Genomic DNA, 20,164 nt, shown 5'->3' with positions numbered 1-20,164 from the left:
TCCGCCAGCTAAGGCCGCACTGAACGCAGGATGCTGCCGCCGACGATGGTCGCCGTTAGCGACTCGGAGAGCTCCCACAGCCGTTGCGCCAGGGCTGCGTCCTCACCCGCTGGGGACGACGTGACGACCTCCGGGAAGCCTCGGAGTTGACGAAATCCGTTCGGCCCGATGAAGCTTCCGCCGGGGACGTCCTGGGTCGCGGCGTAGAGGGTGGGCAAGATGCCCTGGGACACGTCGTGGCCGACGATGCGCGAGCCGATGTCCAGACCGAAGCCGGCCAGTCCGTCGACGTGGCCGAAGAGGCCGGTTCTGACGATCCCGGGATGTGTTGCCAGGGACAGGACGTGGCTGCCGCCGGCGGCGAGGCGTCGTTGTAGCTCGCGGGCGAAGAGCAGGTTCGCCAGTTTCGAGTCCTTGTAGGCCTGGCTGGCGTCATAGCGCCGCCGACGCCAGTTCAAGTCGCGCAGATCGAGTTTCGCACCGCGGTGCAGATCCGAACTCAACGTGACGATGCGCTCCCGGATCCGGGGCAGCAGCAGACTGGTCAGAGCGAAATGGCCGAGGTGATTGGTGCCGATCTGCAGTTCGAATCGATCGGGGGTCTGCGCTTCGGGCACCTGCATGATGCCGGCATTGTTGATCAAGACGTCGACGTCGGCGTCCCAGGCCGCCGCGAAGGCGTGGATGGATGCCAGCGAGGCCAGGTCGAGCTCGCGGACCTCGGCCGTGCCGATGATGGTGGCAGCGACCTCTCGCCCCTTTTCAACGTCGCGCACTGCGAGGACGACGTGCGCGCCGGCCACGGCGAGCGTCCGGGCGGTTGCTGCGCCGAGGCCGCTCGTCGCTCCGGTCACGATGAACGTCTTGCCCGACAGGTTGGGAAGATCCTCTGCGGTCCAGTTTTTGGTGGTCATAGTCCTGCTCCTTCGTCGGTTCGTGCCAAGGGCTTCAGCACATCCACCCTCCGGTCGGAATTCGCAACCTACTACCATCGGTTGGAATTCACAACCGACTCAGTTGACGCGTGGCCGTGGATGACGGATCGACAGAATCGCCTTGCACTGATCTCAATCGCGAACCACCTCAACAGCTCGCTGGAGAGGCACGCCACCGCCTCGGCAGGCGGGTTGGTCGATCTGCGAGAAATACTAAATGCGTTGCTTTGCAATCGCATTGGGGATATGGGCGATGTGCCTACGGACAACGTCGATCCCTCCGGCCACGACGAGTAGAGTGTGAAACAACACTCCGCCACTCAGAACAATCAGGCGACCCGTTCCTCCTCCCTGAATGCAAGTGTCGCCGGTGGACCGCTGGCGAACATCGGGCACGACGGGCTCGTGGCGGCCGACACGGCCATTGGAGTCCGCAACGGTTGGTCATCGTCGGGTCAGCCAAGCCAGGGCATAGTCGGCCACCTCGCGCCAGCCGGAGTCGAAGACCAACGAGTGACCGCGATTTGGGAATACGTGATAGTCGGTGACTGCACGGGAACCGGAGTAGTGCTGGTACGCCTGGCGTGTGACGACCTCGGGAATCTGGTGATCTTTGCCGCCTCCGGTGATGAGCAGAGGTCCGCGATCGCTCGTCGCAGTGTCCACCGCTGCCGGTGAGTGCGGATCCTTGTCGCCGAGGTCGCCTCGAACAGCGACTTACCCGGGCCGGGACTCGCCCACCGTCAAAAGAGCTCGCGGGACTCCTCTTTCGATACGACGTTGCCGAAGCTGTACCGAAACTGCCGCTCGGTCATGGTCACCGCAGCTTCACGGTTGGACTTCTTGCGCAGCACCGGAAAGGGCCCCTCGTATCGTATTCAGTGGCACCTTTGTGACACCTCTAGCCGGTCAGGGGTTGATCGCGACGGCATGGCTGGCGTGGCCGGCGGCGAGGAGTTGCTGGGCAATCAAGCCGCCGAAGGAATGACCGATGACGACAGGGCGCTGCGGCAGATCGGCGATGATCTTCGTGTAGTGCTCGGCGATCTCGGCAAGGCCGTAGCCGGCGACGCTGGATGGATCGCGCCGAGCGGCTTCCACGCTGTCGCCGTCACCCGGCCAACCCGGCGTGAGGGGGTCGAAGCCGGCATCGCGGTAGATCCTCGCCGAAGGTTCCCAGGCGGTGGAGTGGATGCACAGACCGTGGATGAAGACGACGGGTTGGCGGGACACGAGGGCTCCTTATTCGGTTCGTCAATATGGCGTGACGCCGCAGCACTATTGGTACCGAGAGGATCGGTGCCCGGCTTGATCCGCGCGCGGCGCTGATGTGGGCTGACGACGCTGACCACCGCCCTGGTGACGGGAGCGACAGCTGGCATCGGCCAGGCAGTCGCCGTCCAACTGGCCCAACGCGGAATCGAGGTGATCGTGCATGGACGTGACCTCGAACGCGGCGGCAAGACGGTCAGCGACATCCAAAATTCAGGCGGCAAAGCCCGATTCATCGCCGCGGACCTCACCAAGGCCGACGACGTACGCCGACTCGCCGAGCAGGCAGGCAGAGTCGACATCCTGATCGACAATGCCGGAATCTACCGGTTCGGCCCGACCGCGGACACCGACGACGCGTTCTTCGACGAGCACGTCAACATCAACCTGCGCGCACCGAACATCCTGGTGCAGAAGCTGGTACCCGCCATGGCCGAACGCGGCCACGGGGTCGTCCCCAACGTCAGCACCCTCGGCGCGACCATGCCCGGGCAGGGCGCTGGCATCTACGGCGCCACCAAGGCCGGACTCGAACTGCTGACCAAGGTCTGGGCCGATGAGTTCGGCGCCGCCGGCGTGCGCGTCAACGCGGCATCAGGTGGACCCACCATGACCCCCGGAACCGCTGCCGCCGCCGACTTCATGCAAGCCCTCGGCCGGACCACCACCCTGGATCGCGTCGCCGAGGCCGACGAGATCGCCAACGCCGTCACCTTCCTGGCCTCTTCGGCCGCGAGCTACGTCAACGGCGCGATCCTGCAGGTCAGCGGCGGCATCAAAGCCATCAGCCCGGACGTCACCCCATGAGCACCCGCACCCCACCATGGTCCGCACCGTGATGGCACCGCACAGCCATCCACACACCACCCCCAACCCCTAACACCCTCAACCCCTTTGGAGTATCAGCCATGTCATCGCACGCCACCTCCACCATCTTCGTCATCGGCTGCACGGGAGCACAAGGCATCCCCATCGTCCGCGCCCTCGTCACCGACAAGAAGTACTCCGTCCGCATCCTCACCCGCGACGCCAGCTCCCCGCGAGCCCAAGCCCTGCTCGCCCTAGGCAACGTCACCATCATCGAAGGGACCTTCGCCGACGAAGAAGTCCTACGGGAAGGCTTCCGCGGCTGTGACGGGGCCTTCGTCAACATCGACGGCTTCAACACCGGCGAGAAGACCGAAACCTTCTGGGCCTTCCGCAGTTACGAGATAGCCCTGGAAGAGGGCATCAAGTTCTTCGTCTACGGAAACCTCGACTACGCGCTCAAGAAGTCGGGATTCAAGTCGCAGTTCCACAGCGGCCACATCGACGGCAAGGGCCCCATGGGCGAATGGGTGCTGCTCCAGAACCAAACGAACAAGGACCGGATGGGCGCCGCAGTGTTCACCTCCGGCCGCTACATCGACATGGTCATCTCACCACTGACCGTCATGACACCCACCATCGAGGACGGCGTCGCCACCTGGCGGGTCCCCCTCGGTGACGGAGCCGTACCCCACGTCTCCCTCGAAGACTGCGGTTACTACGTCCGGTGGCTCTTCGACCATCCCCAGCTCACCAACGGCATGGACCTCGAGGTCGCCATCGACCACATCACCTACACCGAGCTCGCCGAGGCATTCACCAAGGTCACCGGCCATCCCGCTCAATACATCGACACCGACCTGGACACCTACTGGAACGGGACACTCAGCTTCATCGCCGACATGCCCGCCGGCTACAACGCCGACCCCGACGACAAGAGCACGATGAACTTCCGCGACAACTTCACCGCCTTCTGGGACGTCTGGAAACACGGAATCGTCAAACGAGACTACGAACTCCTCGACGAAATCCACCCCAACCGGATCCGCAACGCCGAGCAGTGGTTCCGACGCGAAGAACAACTGGGACTAGAACTCGGCAAGGGCTCCCTCTGGGACCGGATCCAACCCGAGAACTGGGACAGCGACTCCCCCATCCTCAAGGGCAGTGTCCGCGGGGGCACCCTCTAGGCCCACGCGACCACGGTGAGGTCGCCGCGACGCCAACGTGGCCGGCGGCGACCTCACCGCACCCCTTGACCACCACCACCGACGCCGACAGGGGTTTCGAGTCCCCTCACTCTGCGACGACAGCCCACCATCCATCCCGTCAACAGAACGGGCCGCAAGGAGTTCCGATGAGATTCGGCATAAGCACGTTCATCACCGATCAGGGGATCGCCCCAGCCGCACTGGCGAGCGCCGTCGCGGAGCGCGGGTTTGACAGCCTGTTCGTCTCCGAGCACTCCCACATTCCGATCTCACGGCTCTCGCCCAGTCCCGAAGGCGGGGAGCTGGGCGAGAAGTACTACCGGCTGCTAGACCCGTTCATCGCGCTGAGCGCCGCGGCCACGGTGACCACGCGATTGCTCCTTGGCACCGGCATCACCCTGTTGCCTCAACGCGACCCCATCATCACCGCCAAGGAAGTCGCTTCCTTGGACCTGCTGTCCGGGGGGCGCTTCCTGTTCGGTGTGGGGGTCGGATGGAACCGGGAAGAAATGATGAACCACGGCACCGATCCCCGCACCGGGGGCCGAGTCACCGAGGAACGCCTGGAGGCGATGCAGCAGATCTGGACGCACGACATCGCCGAATACCACAGCGAATTCGTCGACTTCGGTCCCATGAGCGCCTGGCCCAAGCCCATACAACATCCGCATCCACCCCTCTACATCGGCGGCGGACCCGCCTCCTTCCCGCGCATAGCCCGCTTCGCAGCGAGCTGGTTCGCCCTCAGCGTCACCAGCCTGGGAATGTCGGCCGCCGTCGACAAGCTGCGAGCCGTCACCGGCATGCGTACCGCGGTCACCGTGTCCCACATCGGACCCGTCACCAGTCGGGAACTCGGGGGCTACGCCGACCACGACGTCGAACGCGTCGCGCTGTACCTACCGACCGCACCGGAAGCCGAAACATTGCGCCGACTCGACGACTTCGCCGCCCTCACCTCCCGCCTCGGACGCTGACCCGAGACCAGTGGGCCTTCGACAGGGAGAAATTCCGTCCCACCCGACAGCGCAACGACACGCCACACCCGTCCCCAGACTCCGCTCCGCGGCGGGGATGCCCTGCACCAGGGAATGGAACCCATCGCCATAGTCACGGCGCCGCAGGGACTTCGGAAACCCAAGACCCCGACTCATCGCCGAACACGACAGATTGAGAAAACGCCATCACCGACCCCCACACACCGGTCGTCTTCATCCACGGACTGTGGCTACACGCCACCAGCTGGAACCCCTGGCTCGAGGTGTTCCGCACCGCTGGCTACGATCCGATCGCCCCCGGCTGGCCCAACGAGTCCGACACCGTCGAGCAGTCCCGCCGCCAGCCCGAACTCGTCGCCGACACCACCATCGACGACGCGACAGCGCACTACGCCACCATCATCGAGGCGTTGGATACCAGCCCCATCATCATCGGCCACTCGGTCGGCGGCCTGATCGCCGAGAAGCTCCTGGGGCAAAGCGCCGGCCGCGCCGCCGTCGCCATCGACCCCGCACAGATCAAGGGCGTCCTGCCGCTTCCGTTGGCGCAGATCCGCGCCGCGCTGCCCGCGCTGGGAAACCCGGGGAACCTGCACCGTTCGATATCCCTGACGCGCAAGCAATTTCAGTACGGATTCGGCAATGCGCTGCCGACCCAGGAATCCGACACCCTCTACGACCAGTGGACAATCCCAGCGCCGGCCCGCCCGCCCTTTCAAGCCGCCCTGGCCAAACTTCGCGCCCCACGCCCAGGCCAAAGTCGCAACCGACAACCAGACCCGCGGTCCACTGCTGCTGATCTCGGGCACCGAGGACCACATCGTCCCCGACGTCGTCACCCGGGCCACCCACAAGCAGTACCGCCACTCCACCGCGGTCACCGACCTCAAGCGGATTGAACACCGCGGCCACTCCCTGACCATCGACAGCGGATGGCGCGAGGTCGCCGACTTTATCCTGCTCTGGCTCACCGCCCACTCGCTGTGAAGGCCATCCAGTTGGTGTCCCAGAGGTGGTTGCGACCCCCAACCTTCTGGGGCAATCCGCGGAGTGTCGCGCTACCGCCAGGCCGAGCTGATCCCACCCAATGGGTTCACCGATTTGCTCGCTGAGGTATCGCCTTCGCCGAACCGCAGTCACCGACGATCTCACCGACATGAGCGGGGTCCCGGGCACCGGCAATGGGCGGGAGGCCGGAACCAGGGTCGAGCGGCAGTTCACGTGCCGTGCCGTGCTCGTCGTTCATTCGTCGCCAACGTCCGAGAAACGACGAGATCCGCCCGGTCCCCTCACGAGTACTGCAAGACGAATAGTCTTGCCAGCCTGGAAGGATCGCGCTAGATCGGCACGGTTCGTCATTGGCGACCGGAGTCCCCCGCACGTTCATCAGACCACGTGTCTGACCTCAAAGTTTGAACCTTGCGGTGAGGGGCTGTCCACTCGATCGATGCTCACATCGTGCACACGTGGATGCCTGGCGTGCGCTAAAATTTTGCCACCGGATCTGTTGACCCAATCCGGTTTAGCGTCGCAAAGGGGCCTTGTCCCTCGCTGCGTCTGACGAAGGTCTCGTGTCAGGTCGTCGCACCAAGTTCAAGTCCTGGCTTCTTGGGATCAGTCACCAGACGCAGTGCATCGGCGGCGGTCTCGAGCAGTCGCTGCAGCAACGGCAATGCAACCTTGGCGGCGAGCCGCAGCGTCAACTCGTCTTCCGACGACAACGTGGCCAGTAGATCGGCGAGCCGTTCACTCCGACCCCGTGTGCGACGCGCCAACAACGTGCGTCCGGACTCGGTTATCGCCACCAGTGCCGCCCGTCCGTCGTCGGGATCGCGCAACCTCGTCACGAATCCTTGACGTTCCAGCCGCTGCACCATCTGCGTCATGGCCGGTTGGCTTATGCCCTCTGCAGCGGCGAGCACCGTCAGCCTGATAGCGCCCTCACGATCGATTCTGTTGAGCACCGACGACGCGCTGGCACTCAGGCCGTCACGATCGGCCAGGCAGCGAACGGTCAGATCTGCCGCAGCGTCAACCGACGCACCGATCCAGTCGACGTCAGCAAGTCCGTGCCGGGTGTCCACACCGTTTTTATATCACTTAAGCTATGCACATACATCTGAACCTGCGGCGTTGCCCTCCCGCACCTTGGCAGGCCTTTCTAAACACGGTGCTGTCGCCGACCCCGGAGCCGCCACTTGGGTCAGCCCTCGCTCTCTCGAGACCGGACTGCACCAGCGATGATCAAAAGATATGGCCCCGCGAACCGACGGAGTCACCGGGCGGAACAATCCCGCGGCGGGCACTGTTGACGAAGAACGCCACGCGCTGACAAGACGCCAAACATCCCCAGACTAGACAAATACATTGATACCCTATATATCTATATATATCCGTTGTGCAGGAGTTTCCCGCGCGACGGGAAGTACTGGGGACTAATTTACATAGGAGATATGATATGAATACCTTGAGCGCTTGGAGCTTGGTCGCGTTCGCCAGCGGATGCGTGGTGGTTGCTGCCGTCATGGGCGTCGCGGCCGGTGGAGAGACCTCGTTGGGGAGCGGAGATGGATCGCAGCTGCAGACCGGCGTCACCGTCACGCAGACTGTGACACCCGACGCGCCCCTCATCGAGCAGGCCGCGCCGTCGATCACCGGCGCCGCGCCGCTTCCCGTTGAAGAACAGGGGTTGCCAGGCTAAAGACCGGTGCATTCATGACCGAGATCCACTCCAGCGAGGACGACGTAACGGTGTTGTCCGACCGGGTCTTTGACACTCTTGCCGCCCTGTATGCGTCCATGCGTCGCGACGACGTGGGACGCGTCGCCGCGGGAGATACCACGTGGTCTCAGGATGAGATCTTGGCCGCGTTGATCGACCACGGTCCCATGCGCCTGGGCGACCTGGCAGCCCTCGGGTGGCACCAGCCCGCGTCCACCACGATCGCTGCAAGACGCATGCAACGCAAGGGATTGTTGCGCCGTGTGACCGATCCCTCCGACGGTCGCGTGGTTCTAATTGCCCTAACGTCGAAAGGTGTTGCGACATACCGATCGTCGGTAGCGCGCACACGGGTGAAGTTGGCCGAGCGGTTGGCCGCGTTCACCGACGACGAATTGCACGACGTGCAGACCGCCGTTCCCGTGCTTGCCCGGATCGCCGAAGGGCGAACGGTTCTGTGACCGTCCTCGACGTGCCTCAGCCGCGCTGACGGCTCGCGTGGGAAGAACGGAGCGCGGCTCGAACGACCTTGCCAACAACGAGCCGCCAGCCAAGGCTAGGTCGTCGCAGGTTCGAGTCCTGCCGCGGGCGTTTTGTGGCTTGTTGTGTGCGGGGCGGGCCAGGCGTGACCGCATGGCGAACAAAATCGACAAGCAGGAAAACCTAGCGTGCCACCGCGTTCCGCTCAGCAACCTCCCGTCTGAGCAAATCCGCAGGGAGCCGTCGCCTTCGCCGCCGGCCCGAACGAGGCGGTCTCCAGCGTCGTCGACTGGACGCTCATCGTGATGGTGTCTCCGGCACCGCTCGTGCCGCTGTACGTGCCAGTGGAATAGTCCGGCGCATGCGTAGCGACGCTCAGCCCGGCTGTCAACACTGCAGCGATGCCTGCTGCGGCGGCAATTGGCTTGATGGACTTGTACATTCGACCTCCAAATAACTCATCGAGATTGGTGACCGACGGCAATCTATTGTCTCTTGTGGGAGTCGCAACACCGTCGCCCACTCACCACGACCGGCCGACGACGCCGAGTCAGGTTTGCGAAGTTCATGACCCCGCTCAGGCCCGTTGACAGCTTGGCGGCCGCACAACAGTCAGAACCTTGCGGCCACCGAGCCGAACTCGCAGCAATCGGCCTTACCGTTAATGGCCTTACCTTTCAGCCATCAACTTCGACTGATGGCGAACTGTGACGTGTTGAGCCAAGTCAAGACTTTATGATCCAAATCACATTGGAAGTCGGGAATAAATGCGGAGGCGTGTGGCATCGACAGCATGCGACATCGATCGGCCTTCGCCTACTCGTTGCTGGCTATTGGCTATTGGCTACTGGCTCGCGAACGTCTCAAGCATGCGGCGCTGGGCCTCGCTGACCGCCAAAAGCGGATCGGTCGGACGTGGATCGATCTCTGCGGACTCCCATTGCAACGCAAGGACGCTGGTAGCGATGCCAACCTTCATCCCACGCTCGCCGAGCTGGGCGTGAAGTCCGGTCGATAATCCAGGGGTGCGCTCGGATTCACGTCGAGCATCCGTTCGTGCCGCCTGTAGGCCTTCACGTTCACGGTTCGCCCAGCCAAGGCTCCGGCCGTGAAGTGACCGTCGTAGTCCGCCGCATTGGCGGCGGCGGCCTCAAGCTCGATGTCGAAGACCCGCGCGGCGATCTACTCACCAAGACTTCCGGTATTCACCGGCCGATCCAGTAGACGTCCGATGCGTGCGTCGAGCGCGTTGCGCTCGCGAAGGAGCGCGGCCTGTGCGGCGATCTCGACATCATCGCCACCAACCACCGGGCTCTCATCGAACCACAACGCTCGCCGACGGATGAAAACCTCGAGACCAATCTGAGAGTTTGCTGTCGCCCGTACGCCATTACTCTCGTGAAGCACGGATGTTCCAGGGCTGGCTCGGCCATGCGACCTGGTACTTCCTGCAGTTCACCACCTCGGCAGAGGCAGCCCTCAATGCTTCACGGTCCCCGCCGCAGCCGGGCGCGCAGTCGGCTTGCTACGAGATTTGACAAATTGCTTCTCCCTGCCCGGAATGGCATCATCGAGCCCTCACAGACCGCATGGGTGCAAAATTTTCGGAGCCAGCGCAGGTCGCCGGTTCACCAAGAATTTGACGACGCATCAGAAGTGCCGTCCGCGTGAGGAAGTGATGGCCCATTCGCCGAATGCCGTTAGGACGGCGGAGGAGGTGAAGTGGCACTCAGCGTCGAACTGACGGACGTCGTGCGGGAGTACCGCGCCGGCGGGCAGACAATCCGTGCCCTGGACGGGCTTTCGCTGCGCATCTACGGCGGGCAATTCACTTCGGTCGTGGGGCCGTCGGGGGCCGGCAAGAGCACGTTACTGCACCTCTTGGGTGCTCTGGATTCGCCCGACTCCGGCTCGATCTGCTTCGACGGCGTCGAGATCGCGGCGATGACCGACGACCAGCAATCGAACTTCCGCCGCCGCAAGGTGGGATTTATCTTCCAGTTCTTCAACCTCTTGCCGACCCTGTCGGCTTGGGAGAATGTGGCGATTCCCAGGCTGCTCGACGGGCAGAAACTGCGGCAGGTCCGGCCTGACGCGATTCGACTGCTCGATCTCGTCGGACTCGGCAAGCGCATCGATCACCGCCCTTGCGAGTTGTCCGGTGGCCAGATGCAGCGGGTCGCCGTGGCGCGGGCGCTGATGATGGATCCGCCGCTGATCTTGGCCGACGAGCCGACCGGCAACCTGGACACGGCCACCGGGGCGGCGATCATGGAACTCTTGAGCGACGTGGCGCACCACAGCAGCACCCGTCGCGCGGTCGTGATGGTGACCCACAACCTGGCGGCTGCGGCGGCCACCGATCGCGTGATCACGATGCAGGACGGTGCATTGAAGTCCGACCTGTTCACCGCTTGCGCGCCGCGGGGCGGGCGTCACGCAGTGGGCGCGAGTGACCCGGCGACGGACGTCATCCCGGTTCAGCGCAACGGCGGACGTCGGTCTGACGTACACACTGCACGCCCGCGACCGCGCGCCCTGCCCGCGACGTACCGGCCTAGCTAGGTGCCGCCAGCAACGTTGAGTCGGCTGCTGCTGCTCAACATCCGAGAATTGCGCACACACTGGGGGCGCGCCGTGGCATCGGTGGCCGTGGTGGCGGTCTCCGCGGCGCTGCTCGTCGCGGTCCTCGGAGTGTCTGGCTCGATCACCGGTTCCATCAACCGCTTGGCCACCAGCATCGGAGGCGACGCCGACCTCGAGGTGTCCGGCATCACCGACGACGGTCTCGACGAATCGCTGGTAGACACCGTGAGCGGGGTAGAAGACGTCATCGCGGCGGTCCCGATGGTGCGGATGCGCACCACGGCCGATTCGCAGCAGGCCCTGCTCATCGGCCTCGGCCAGAACGCAGCTGAACTGCACTCCGATCTGCAGACGGCGATCAAGGACCAACTCGACGCCGGTTCACCGGTGACGGCGACGTCCAACGCCGTGATCGTCGGTGCCGGTCTCGGCATCGCGAAGGGCGACGAGTTCGAACTGGCATCGACGAAGGTCACCGCGGTCGCCGTGGTGGACGGTCCAGCGGCGAGACGACTGAACGACGCGCACTTCGTGATCGCTCCGCTCGCGCTCGCCCAACAGGTATCCGGCCGTATTGGCCGAGTCGACTCGGTCCTGCTGTTCACCACGCCGAATGCCGATGTGGGCCACGTTCGGTCAGCCGTCACGACGGCGATCGACGGGCGGGCCGTGGTGGCCACCCCGAGTTTCCGCGCCGCACAAGCCAGTAGCTCGTTTGCCATTCTTCAGGCGATGACGTTGTTGGCTGCGTCGGTCTCATTGGTCGTCGCTGCCTTCCTGAGTTACAACGCGATGAGCATCGCCATCGCCCAGCGCCGGCCCAGCATCTCGACGATGCGTGCACTGGGCGGCAGGCGCCGAACCATCGTGACCGACATGCTGGGCGAGGCTGCGCTACTGGGCTTCATCGGCGGCGCGATTGGTTCGCTCTGCGGGGTGGTCATCGGGCGCCTCGCCATCGACCGGTTGCCCTCGACATTGGTGCAGTCGCTGGATGCACGCATTGAATACGTGCTGGCGCCCTACGTCATACCTCTGGCCATCGCCGCTTGCATCCTCGCCAGCGTGGCAGCGTCAGCGCTGGCCGCCCGGCAGGTGCACGACGTCGCACCGATCGAGGCGCTGGCACCCAACGGTGCCTCGACATCGCGAGCCGGTTCGCGGCCGCTGCGGATCTCAGCGGGGATTGCCGGAGTGATTCTGCTGGCCGCGACGATCCTCATCGTCACCGGCGACATGGGCCAGATCGCGATGGCGTCGATCGCCCTGGCCTTCATCGGCGCCAGCGCTCTCTGCTTCGCATTCTCGGGGCCCATCATCGGCGCCGCAGCCTCTGTGGCCCGACTGTTCGGTGCCGCGGGCGTCTTGGCCGCCGCCACCATCGAGCGTGCGCCGCAACGGATGTGGGTAGCCATGATGACGGTGCTCACCGCCGTGGTCACCACGGTCGCGGTGACCGGAGCCACCAGCAACGCCGTCGACTCCACCGTCGCCTCGTTCTCCTCGGTCGCCGAGGCCGACGCTTGGGTGAGTTCGGCTCCGCCGCAGGACTATTCGACGAAACTTCTGCCGCCGGACACCGAGTCCAAAGTGTGGACTGTCCCTGGTGTCGACCGCGTAGTCCCGGACCAGATGGTCTTCGCCACTGTGGGTGAGACCAGGGTGATGCTGCTCGGAGTCGCGCCCGGCTCGAACCGGGACATCTACAAGTCGATGTCGGCGCGGGACCGCGACAAACTGCTCGCCGGCGAAGGTGTCGCACTGTCTCGCGACCTCGGCCGTGCGATGGGGGTTTCCGCCGGCGACCATATCGTGCTGCAGACCCCCAGTGGCCAGCGCCGGGTGCAGGTGCTCGAACTCGTCCCCTACTTCTCGGGGCTCACCGGCACCATCGCGATGAACCTGGAGTCAGTGCAGAGCTGGTTCTCGCGACCCGGTGCCACCGACCTCGAGATCCATGTGAAACAGGGTGCAGATCCGAAGGCCGTCCTGGCGGCGATACGCGACATCGTGGACAAGGATTCCTTCGTCTATTCCGGCGCCGAGGCACTGGCCGGTGTCCGAAGCGCGCTCAACCAGGTGACCTCCGTGATCGCGATCATCGGGTGGATCGTCGTCCTGGTCTCGGCCGTCACATTGCTGAACACCCTCATGCTTTCAGTACTGGACCGACGCCGGGAGATCGGTGTGCTGCGCGCCATCGGATCAACCCGCCGCTTCACCCTCAACACCATCCTGGCCGAAGCCGCAGGCATCGGAATCGTCGGGGGAATCCTGGGCCTGATCCTCGGCGGCGCAATCCAGTACCTGGTCTCCATCGCCATGACGAACGTGCTCAGCATCGACGTTGTGTGGCAGGCGAGTCCGACGATGATCGCCATCGGCGCCTTCGCTGTCGTGATCTGCCTGCTCGGCTGCCTACCACCAGCGGTCCGCGCCGCCCGACTCAACATCATCGAGGCGATCAGTGTCGACTGATCGACCGAATGCGTTCCGGACCTTGAACATCAACCGCCGAGGCGGCGCGTGAAGACAATATTCGTCACCGGTGGCAACGGATTCATCGGCTCGGTAGTGGTGCGCAAATTACTGGAGCGAGGCTACGACGTTCGCTGCCTGCTGCGCGCGTCCAGTAATACCGACCGCATAGCCGGACTGACGCACCACAGCGTGCTTGGCGATGTGCGCGACAGGGATTCCGTGGTGCAGGGCATGCAGGGCTGCGATGGCATCATCCATCTGGCGGGCTTGTCCAACTGGAATGACATCAACTCCCCGCTCATGGATGAGGTCGTCGCGATCGGCAGCAGCAATGTTCTTGCTGCGGCCAAGCGTGCCGGCAATATTCGCATGGTGTTCGTCAGTACCGCCGCGGCGATCAATGGTTCCACCTCTGCGCTTGTCCACAACGAGGACAGCGCCTGCACCCTGGATCTGCGCAAGTACAACTACAGCCGCGTCAAACGCGTTGTGGAAGGCGCCTGCCGCGCGGCGGCGAAGGATGGGCTACCGGTCACGATCGTCAACCCGGCCGAGGTCTACGGTCCGAACGACACCGCTTTGAACACCGCAGGAAACCTGGTCGATTTCGCCAGAAGCAGTCCGGTGTTGGTGTGCAGGGGCGGGACCAGCGTGGTCCATGTCGACGATGTCGCCGAGGGCACCATCCTCGCACTGGAGCGTGGCGCGGCCGGTGAACGCTACATCCTGGGTGGCGACAACCTCTCCATCGCCGAGCTGGCCCGCATGACGATGGACATCCTCGGCAGGAAGAAGCCGGTTGTGCAGCTTCCCAACCCGCTGGTCCGGGCAGCGGGAAGGACGGCGCAGGCTCTCAAGGCGCCATTCCCGGTCAACCCGAACGTCATTCCCTACGCCACCCTGTTCTGGCTAATGGACAACCAAAGATCGCGCACCGAGTTGGGCGCCACTTTTCGCGGTGCTCGCGAGACGTTGACACCGACGTTGGCGTGGTTGAGAGACACGAGGCGGATCGCCGGATAACCCGGTTCCTACCGTTTAGGGGCGGGAAGGGGTCCGTGATGGGTTTCGAACACCCGCTTGGCGTCGGCGAAGATCGACAGGGCCCGATCAAGCGTGTCGCGATCGTGCGTGGCCATCACGCTCGTGCGCAACAGCGCGCCGGAAAGTGGGACGGCAGGGAAGATCGCGACGTTCACGAACAAGCCAGCCTGGTACAGCAGGTTCCACAACATCACGGTCTGCATCTCGTCGCCGATGAAGATCGGCACCACCGGGGTGATGACGTCGGTCCCGTCGGGCAGCTTCGTGGGTTCGACCACTCGGAACCCGAGCGCCTGAAGGCCGGCATGCAGGTAGCGCGCGTTGTCGAGGACCTGTGCGAACAGTCGTCGGCCCTCTTCCGACCGGCAGATCCGCACAGAGGCCAGGGCGGCGCCGACCGCGGCGGGGACGGCGGAAGCCGTGAAGATGAATGGCCGCGCCCGGATCCGCAGATACTCGATGACGTCGGCTGGCCCTGCGATGACCCCGCCGCAGGAAGCCAACGCCTTCGAGAACGTCGCCATGCGTAGATCAACGCGGTGCTCGACGCCGAACAGTTCGCTGACGCCCGCTCCGCGGGCGCCGAGTACGCCGAGCGCGTGCGCTTCGTCGACCATCAGCCGGGCGCCGAAGCGTCCGCACAGCTCGGCGATCTCCGGCAGCGGCGCGATGTCGCCCTCCATCGAAAACACCCCGTCGACGACCACCAGAACGCCGCCCCGATCGTGCGCGGCCCGCTTCAGCGTGTGCTCGAGCCGGTCGAGCCGGTTGTGCCGAAACGACCGCACCTTCGCCTTGGCGAGTACACAGCCGTCGAGAATCGAGCCGTGGTCGCCGGAGTCGACCACTACGGTGTCACCCGGACCCAGGATTGTCCCCAGCACGCCCAAGTTCGCTTGATGTCCCGTGGTGAAGACGATCGCCGAATCGGTTTCCAGCCACTCGGCGAGTTCGTGCTCCAGCTCGACGTGCAGATCGATCGTTCCATTCAGGAAACGTGAACCGGTCAACCCCGTGCCATACTTTGCCAGCGCGTCCTGCGCGCCCTGCTTGACCCGCTCGTCTCCGGTCAGGCCCAGATAGTTGTTGGACCCGAGCATGATCCGCGACCGGCCTTCCATCTCGACGATCGGCAGCGTCGGGCCCTCAAGCACACGGAAGAACGGCAGCGCACCCAGCTCACGAACGGTCTTCAACTGCTCCAGGCGGTCGTGGCAGCGGGCCTTGGCGAATACGTCGACCGAAATCCGCACGTGAGCTTCCGTCCTAACGGGCGATGCCCCGATGTCGTGATGTCCGCGGGCACGTTGTTGTAACCACGTTGCTGGATACCTTGATGCGTCGGTCTTGAACAGGCGTGACCGGATCGGTGCTTCGCCAACGGCGAGCGATACCCCTTTCGAGCTAGAGACACCCTAGCTGGTATCGGCGGAGCTGGTCTTGGGGCCGAACTGACCACGCCCCGGGCATAGCCATCGTTCGGCGAGCCGAAACCCCCCGTGATCCGCCCTTGCGATCCGCCTGCCCGGCTCGCTGCCATCAGCGTCGACTGATCACCGGGTGAACCATGCGAACCAGTCGCGGCTGGACGGTTTGAGGTAGTGCCGTGGGGACACCTTCTCCGCCGGGAACAGCTTGAAGCTCTCCGGCGTACCGCTGGGCTGTGGGTGAAAGTACGCGCCGCTGACCCAGTCCGGGTTGATGTCGAGTTCCATGCCGCGAACGACTCCCGCGTCCAGCAGGATGTTGCCCAACGTGCACACCGACAGGGCGGGCCCTGCCACGTACACCTCGACTCCACTTGCGGTGACGCCGAATCCGGAGCGGTGGATGAACGCGGCCTGCCCAATCGTGGTGCCCCATTCCTTGGGTCCGCCGCTCGCACAGGTGGGGTTCAGCGCTCCGTCGTCGACGAGCGGCACGAGATTCTGCCGGACGCTTGCGACGTCGGGCCCCATCCGCACCTCGCGGTTCCAGGTGCCGACGTCGGCGGTGCCGTTGGCGTGCAGGACCAGGCTGGCCTCGCCGTCCACCAGTCTCGACACGGTGCGCCCCTGGCTGAAGTACCCGGGATGGCTGGGATCGGTCAGCCGGAACCCACCGTTGAATGCCACGGCGACATTGTGTACTTCGTGGGATGTCAGCGCGCTCGACGCACGCCAGGAGCCGCCCGGATCGGTGGTGCCCGGACGTAGCTCGCCACGCACCAGGGTCGGGTCCATCCGCAGGACGCCGACGACGAAGGAGGTGTGCTGGCCGTCGGGGCGCAGCGACGCGACCTGAACGGCGGGGCGGCCGCCGACCGTCACCACCGTCTGCCAGCTGCCCTCCCCCGGTAGCGGTTCCTTTCCTCCGAGCGGGGGCAGGGGCACGGCGGGCAGCGCCGTGGAGGCCGCAACGTGCGGCTCCGTCCCGGCCGCCATCGGGATTCCACCGGGCGGCTGGCCACCGATGGCGGGCTGATTGCGCAGATAGAGTTCCTTTTCGAGCCAGGTCACCTCGTCGTTGAAGCCGTGGCCGCGGCCCCACTCGGCGAGTTTCGCGGCGACGCTGTCGGCGCCGGGCGCACGCAGCGCATCGACGACGCACCCACCGACTACCAGCGCAGCGACGGCAACCACCGCGAGCACGACGCGCGGCCACCGCCTTCGCCCGCGCAGACGATGCGACGTGGGCCGCGCTCCGCTCGGCGGATCCTCGCGGTCCAATACGGTGACCACCACCGTCCACGCCCCTCTCCCACCCGCGCCGTCCGTTGATCGCGGACGCCGTCTGCGATAGAGGTTCCCAGGGATTCCTGCGAGGAAGCTGGCCATCGGCTTCACGAGCGTCTCATCGTGACTTCCGACGACGGCCACACCGTCGGGCACGTGATGTGCGCCCGATGTGGGGCGCTGGGCGAATGTTTCCGAGGCGCGCGTCACGTTCATGTGGTCGCGACGAATCCAGCGATGATGCCGCCCAGCTCCTCCCCCCGTTGCTCCTGGACGAAATGGCCCGCGCCGGTGATCGTCACGTGGTCCTGCCCGTGCGCGCCCGGCACCCGCTGCTGAAATACGCGATCCCATCCGCGCGTCGCGGGGTCGCCGTCGGAGTACGCCGTGAGAAACGGCTTCTGCCACTGCTCCAACACCGCCATGGTGGCCCGCCCGATCGCGGCGCCGGGATCGTTGCGGGTCAACGGAATCAGGGCGATGAGTTGCCGCAGTCCCGACTTGTACGACCGGTCCGGGAACGGGGCGTCGTAGGCGGCAAGAACGTCCGCGGACAAGGGCCCGGCTACGGCGTCGAGGAAGAAGCTAGGCACGATGTCCGGCGTCCGTTGGTAGAACAGCACGTAGTCGAGAAGGCTCTCCTGCAACATCATTCGATCGTCACCGACCCCGTGATGGGCCCAGGTCAGTTGGCTCTCCAGCGCCGGGTCACAGGTGTGGAGGATGGTGTTGGTGGCCACGACGCGGGCGAAACGATCGGGTGCCCTGGCCAGCGCGCTCAGGCCGAGAGGTCCACCCCAGTCCTGCGCGACGAGCGTGACGTCACGCAGGTCCAGTTTCGTGACGAGCCCGTACAACCAGTCGACGTGACGCTTGAACGTGTAGTCGGTCGGCTCGGTGAGCTTGTCGGAACGGCCGTAGCCGATGTTGTCCGGTGCGATGACCCGCAGCCCGGCGTCGGCGAGGACACGAATCACGTGCCGATACAGGTACGACCACGTCGGTTGGCCGTGCGCAAGTAGTACGACTTGCCCGTCGGCGGGTCCGGCATCCACGTAATGCATTCTCAGAGAGCCCATTCCCCTGGTCTCAACCTGCACGTAGCTCGGCGGGAAGGGGTAGTCGGGCAGATTCTCGAACCGCGCGTCTGGTGACCTCAGGACGCCCATCAGGAGGCCGCGGCGGTCAACTCGGCCCCGCACTGCTCGGTCGCTGGGGGCAGAACGTCACTACGGCAGTCAGTTCGCCGGCGTCACGCGAACTGCGGATAGACGCCTGCCACTCCCTTGGCGAGGCCGGCCTGGACGCCGCGGCTCGTGTCGTCGGCCAGCACCTCGTAGGCACCTGCCGCGATGCCGTCGATCGCCTGCGCGGCGACGTCGGCGGGATTCGCCTTGGGTTCGTCGAGGCCCGCCGCCATGTCGGTGTCCATCAGACCGACGTGCAGTGCAGTCACCACGATCCCGCGGTCGGCCAGCTCGGCGCGGACCGCATTCGTCATCGACCAGGCCGCAGACTTCGACGCGCAGTACCCGCTGAGGTCCGGCAGGCTCAGCCACGACAGCACCGAGAGCACGTTGAGGATCCCGCCACCGCCGTTGCCGGCGATGACCGGAGCGAACGCCCGCACCATGGACAGCGTGCCGAAGTAGTTCGTCATCATCTCCCGATGAGCGCCGTCGAGATCACCGGTGAGCAGATTGACGTCCGCCGCGATGCCCGCATTGTTGATCAACAGCGTGACGTCCCCCGCCGCCTCAGCCGCAGCCGTGACCGATGCCTGATCGGTGATGTCCACCGCCAGCGCGACCGCGCCCTCGATGTCGACGGAGTCGGGGTTGCGAGCTCCAGCGTAAACCTTCGCACCGCGCTTGAGGAGTTCGGTGGTGAAGTGCCGACCGAGCCCGCGGTTCGCACCGGTCACCAGGGCCGTGCAGCTAGAGATGTCCATTCGACCATCCTGCACCTCCACGGAGCTCCTCGCCGTCCGTGGCGTCGAGGTCGTCCGGATCCGTGCGGAAACTGGCGGACGGCATGTCTACCCGGCGTTCTTCAACGTGCGGCGGTAGGCGCCCGCGGTGGTGCTGACCGCCTTCTCGAAGTTGCGGCGCAGGGTCTCCGTCGAGCCGAAACCGACCATCGTCGCGACCTCGGAGACGGCGAAATCGCTGGTTTCGAGCAGAACCTTGCCTCACTGACCCGCTCCTTGCCCTCATCGAGTCCTTGATGAACTGGGACTGGCCACCGGATCGGTGCGGTGTGCGCTGACGAGGATCCTGCTGATGTCGTTTGGCGAGGGCCTGGCCACGGTCCAGCGCGATGATGTGGCGCGCCAGGTCGGTCGCCGCGAAGATCCCACCCGAGGTGTGCACCGGCGGATCATCGACGTAGAGCCCGTCGACCTGCAGGCGAACGCGCGGGAACGACTTGCGGAACTCGGGCGCGAGCAGCCAGCGGGTGGTCGCCGACCGCCCGTCCAGGATCCCAGCCTGCGCCAGCAGGAACGCCCCACCGCAAAACGACACCATCCGCGCACCGGATTCGCTTGCAGCACTGAGGCTCCCGAGCAGGTCGTCGCTTCGCCGCGACAGCGGCTCCGAGATTCCGGGCACGATCACGGTGTCGACCTCGCGCAGGCTACCCAGGGGAGCCAGCTCCCCCACGTCGATCCCCCGGGGGTGCACGTGGCGGCGCTCCTCACCGACGAGCACGACGTCGTACGGCGAGTCCTCGGCCACCCCCATGATGTCGGCGATGGGCCGCACCGGTGGCCCGAACACCGCCTGTGCGACCAGGAGCTCGAGGGGGACGCTGTCGGGCACCACGACGACGCCGATCACGTGCTTGGCCCGTCCCCGCGACGTGGCCGGACCCTTGACGGTTGGCCAGACTGTTCCTCCCTGGGACACGAATG

General features: G+C 65.2%; 21 protein-coding genes and 1 tRNA gene. 11 read left to right on the top strand and 11 right to left on the bottom strand.

Features of this window, described 5'->3' with window-relative positions:
- Window positions 1-8 precede the first annotated feature (8 nt).
- From QOI01_RS33405 to QOI01_RS33395, 3 genes are all read right to left on the bottom strand, one after another.
- On the bottom strand, window positions 9-914 hold the full coding sequence (locus tag QOI01_RS33405) for an SDR family oxidoreductase (protein WP_526388073.1): 906 nt from the start codon (window positions 912-914) through the stop codon (window positions 9-11).
- A gap of 465 nt (window positions 915-1,379) precedes the next feature.
- Entirely contained in the window at window positions 1,380-1,601 is a 222-nt protein-coding gene (locus QOI01_RS33400) for a hypothetical protein (protein WP_526388071.1), read from the bottom strand.
- 243 nt (window positions 1,602-1,844) lie between these two features.
- Window positions 1,845-2,168 carry an alpha/beta hydrolase gene (locus QOI01_RS33395; RefSeq protein ID WP_526388069.1) on the bottom strand — a complete coding sequence of 108 codons (324 nt, stop codon included), beginning with the start codon at window positions 2,166-2,168 and terminating at the stop codon, window positions 1,845-1,847.
- A gap of 126 nt (window positions 2,169-2,294) precedes the next feature.
- Here QOI01_RS33395 and QOI01_RS33390 point away from each other — a divergent pair, with 126 nt between their 5' ends.
- The 4 genes from QOI01_RS33390 to QOI01_RS33375 all read left to right on the top strand — a co-directional run bounded on the left by QOI01_RS33390 (window position 2,295) and on the right by QOI01_RS33375 (window position 6,122).
- Window positions 2,295-3,014 carry an SDR family NAD(P)-dependent oxidoreductase gene (locus tag QOI01_RS33390; RefSeq protein ID WP_526388067.1) on the top strand — a complete coding sequence of 240 codons (720 nt, stop codon included), beginning with the start codon at window positions 2,295-2,297 and terminating at the stop codon, window positions 3,012-3,014.
- 101 nt (window positions 3,015-3,115) lie between these two features.
- Window positions 3,116-4,204: an NmrA family NAD(P)-binding protein gene (locus QOI01_RS33385; RefSeq protein ID WP_526388065.1), complete on the top strand. Its 1,089-nt coding sequence runs from the start codon at window positions 3,116-3,118 to the stop codon at window positions 4,202-4,204.
- A gap of 167 nt (window positions 4,205-4,371) precedes the next feature.
- Window positions 4,372-5,202 carry an LLM class F420-dependent oxidoreductase gene (locus QOI01_RS33380; protein WP_526388063.1) on the top strand — a complete coding sequence of 277 codons (831 nt, stop codon included), beginning with the start codon at window positions 4,372-4,374 and terminating at the stop codon, window positions 5,200-5,202.
- 284 nt (window positions 5,203-5,486) lie between these two features.
- Window positions 5,487-6,122: an alpha/beta fold hydrolase gene (locus tag QOI01_RS33375; protein WP_526388061.1), complete on the top strand. Its 636-nt coding sequence runs from the start codon at window positions 5,487-5,489 to the stop codon at window positions 6,120-6,122.
- Window positions 6,123-6,797: 675 nt separating this feature from the next.
- Here the strand turns inward: QOI01_RS33375 and QOI01_RS33370 are convergent.
- Window positions 6,798-7,307 (bottom strand): MarR family transcriptional regulator, encoded by a 510-nt coding sequence (locus QOI01_RS33370; protein WP_526388059.1) that lies wholly within the window; start codon window positions 7,305-7,307, stop codon window positions 6,798-6,800.
- A 374-nt stretch (window positions 7,308-7,681) separates the two neighbouring features.
- On the opposite strand from QOI01_RS33370, the gene QOI01_RS33365 reads away from it, so the two are divergent.
- From QOI01_RS33365 to QOI01_RS33355, 3 genes are all read left to right on the top strand, one after another.
- Window positions 7,682-7,924: a hypothetical protein gene (locus tag QOI01_RS33365; RefSeq protein WP_526388057.1), complete on the top strand. Its 243-nt coding sequence runs from the start codon at window positions 7,682-7,684 to the stop codon at window positions 7,922-7,924.
- Window positions 7,925-7,938: 14 nt separating this feature from the next.
- Window positions 7,939-8,406 (top strand): MarR family winged helix-turn-helix transcriptional regulator, encoded by a 468-nt coding sequence (locus tag QOI01_RS33360; protein WP_526388055.1) that lies wholly within the window; start codon window positions 7,939-7,941, stop codon window positions 8,404-8,406.
- A 31-nt stretch (window positions 8,407-8,437) separates the two neighbouring features.
- A tRNA-Gly gene (locus tag QOI01_RS33355) sits at window positions 8,438-8,536 on the top strand.
- Window positions 8,537-8,630: 94 nt separating this feature from the next.
- On the opposite strand, the gene QOI01_RS33350 is transcribed toward QOI01_RS33355, so the two are convergent.
- Window positions 8,631-8,867 carry a hypothetical protein gene (locus QOI01_RS33350; protein ID WP_526388053.1) on the bottom strand — a complete coding sequence of 79 codons (237 nt, stop codon included), beginning with the start codon at window positions 8,865-8,867 and terminating at the stop codon, window positions 8,631-8,633.
- A gap of 351 nt (window positions 8,868-9,218) precedes the next feature.
- Here QOI01_RS33350 and QOI01_RS33345 point away from each other — a divergent pair, with 351 nt between their 5' ends.
- The gene (locus QOI01_RS33345; protein ID WP_526388052.1) at window positions 9,219-9,443 is read left to right on the top strand and encodes a hypothetical protein; all 225 of its coding nucleotides are present in this window, start codon (window positions 9,219-9,221) and stop codon (window positions 9,441-9,443) included.
- Between the two features lie 164 nt (window positions 9,444-9,607).
- Here the strand turns inward: QOI01_RS33345 and QOI01_RS33340 are convergent, their stop codons facing one another.
- Window positions 9,608-9,733: a hypothetical protein gene (locus QOI01_RS33340; protein ID WP_526388050.1), complete on the bottom strand. Its 126-nt coding sequence runs from the start codon at window positions 9,731-9,733 to the stop codon at window positions 9,608-9,610.
- A gap of 414 nt (window positions 9,734-10,147) precedes the next feature.
- On the opposite strand from QOI01_RS33340, the gene QOI01_RS33335 reads away from it, so the two are divergent.
- From QOI01_RS33335 to QOI01_RS33325, 3 genes are read left to right on the top strand one after another with little or no spacing between them, the layout of a single operon-like run.
- Window positions 10,148-10,990 carry an ABC transporter ATP-binding protein gene (locus tag QOI01_RS33335; RefSeq protein WP_526388048.1) on the top strand — a complete coding sequence of 281 codons (843 nt, stop codon included), beginning with the start codon at window positions 10,148-10,150 and terminating at the stop codon, window positions 10,988-10,990.
- Window positions 10,991-13,489: an ABC transporter permease gene (locus QOI01_RS33330; protein WP_526388046.1), complete on the top strand. Its 2,499-nt coding sequence runs from the start codon at window positions 10,991-10,993 to the stop codon at window positions 13,487-13,489. It abuts the gene before it with no gap.
- 48 nt (window positions 13,490-13,537) lie between these two features.
- Complete coding sequence (locus QOI01_RS33325; protein ID WP_526388044.1) at window positions 13,538-14,515, top strand: NAD-dependent epimerase/dehydratase family protein; 978 nt, start codon at window positions 13,538-13,540, stop codon at window positions 14,513-14,515.
- 8 nt (window positions 14,516-14,523) lie between these two features.
- On the opposite strand, the gene QOI01_RS33320 is transcribed toward QOI01_RS33325, so the two are convergent.
- The 5 genes from QOI01_RS33320 to QOI01_RS33300 all read right to left on the bottom strand — a co-directional run bounded on the left by QOI01_RS33320 (window position 14,524) and on the right by QOI01_RS33300 (window position 20,159).
- Window positions 14,524-15,789, bottom strand: a complete 1,266-nt coding sequence (locus QOI01_RS33320; protein ID WP_526388042.1) for an aminotransferase class I/II-fold pyridoxal phosphate-dependent enzyme — start codon at window positions 15,787-15,789, stop codon at window positions 14,524-14,526.
- A gap of 300 nt (window positions 15,790-16,089) precedes the next feature.
- Window positions 16,090-17,460 carry a hypothetical protein gene (locus QOI01_RS33315; protein WP_526388040.1) on the bottom strand — a complete coding sequence of 457 codons (1,371 nt, stop codon included), beginning with the start codon at window positions 17,458-17,460 and terminating at the stop codon, window positions 16,090-16,092.
- Window positions 17,461-17,462: 2 nt separating this feature from the next.
- The gene (locus tag QOI01_RS33310) at window positions 17,463-18,419 is read right to left on the bottom strand and encodes an alpha/beta fold hydrolase (RefSeq protein ID WP_526388086.1); all 957 of its coding nucleotides are present in this window, start codon (window positions 18,417-18,419) and stop codon (window positions 17,463-17,465) included.
- 83 nt (window positions 18,420-18,502) lie between these two features.
- Entirely contained in the window at window positions 18,503-19,201 is a 699-nt protein-coding gene (locus QOI01_RS33305; protein ID WP_526388038.1) for an SDR family oxidoreductase, read from the bottom strand.
- Window positions 19,188-20,159 (bottom strand): GlxA family transcriptional regulator, encoded by a 972-nt coding sequence (locus QOI01_RS33300; protein ID WP_526388036.1) that lies wholly within the window; start codon window positions 20,157-20,159, stop codon window positions 19,188-19,190. Before QOI01_RS33300 ends, QOI01_RS33305 begins: the two co-directional genes overlap by 14 nt.
- Window positions 20,160-20,164: the final 5 nt, after the last annotated feature.

It is taken from the genome of Mycobacterium sp. (genome assembly GCF_032162605.1).
Taxonomy (GTDB): Bacteria; Actinomycetota; Actinomycetes; order Mycobacteriales; family Mycobacteriaceae; genus Mycobacterium.
This window is presented reverse-complemented; position numbering and strand designations above follow the sequence as displayed.

Excerpts from the sequence above, each read along its gene's own strand:
- QOI01_RS33405 (WP_526388073.1), bottom strand. The coding sequence starts at position 914 with ATGACCACCAAAAACTGGACCGCAGAGGATCTTCCCAACCTGTCGGGC.
- QOI01_RS33350 (WP_526388053.1), bottom strand. The coding sequence starts at position 8,867 with ATGTACAAGTCCATCAAGCCAATTGCCGCCGCAGCAGGCATCGCTGCA.
- QOI01_RS33380 (WP_526388063.1), top strand. The coding sequence starts at position 4,372 with ATGAGATTCGGCATAAGCACGTTCATCACCGATCAGGGGATCGCCCCA.
- QOI01_RS33345 (WP_526388052.1), top strand. The coding sequence starts at position 9,219 with ATGCGACATCGATCGGCCTTCGCCTACTCGTTGCTGGCTATTGGCTAT.
- QOI01_RS33305 (WP_526388038.1), bottom strand. The coding sequence starts at position 19,201 with ATGGACATCTCTAGCTGCACGGCCCTGGTGACCGGTGCGAACCGCGGG.
- QOI01_RS33365 (WP_526388057.1), top strand. The coding sequence starts at position 7,682 with ATGAATACCTTGAGCGCTTGGAGCTTGGTCGCGTTCGCCAGCGGATGC.
- QOI01_RS33360 (WP_526388055.1), top strand. The coding sequence starts at position 7,939 with ATGACCGAGATCCACTCCAGCGAGGACGACGTAACGGTGTTGTCCGAC.
- QOI01_RS33385 (WP_526388065.1), top strand. The coding sequence starts at position 3,116 with ATGTCATCGCACGCCACCTCCACCATCTTCGTCATCGGCTGCACGGGA.
- QOI01_RS33310 (WP_526388086.1), bottom strand. The coding sequence starts at position 18,419 with ATGGGCGTCCTGAGGTCACCAGACGCGCGGTTCGAGAATCTGCCCGAC.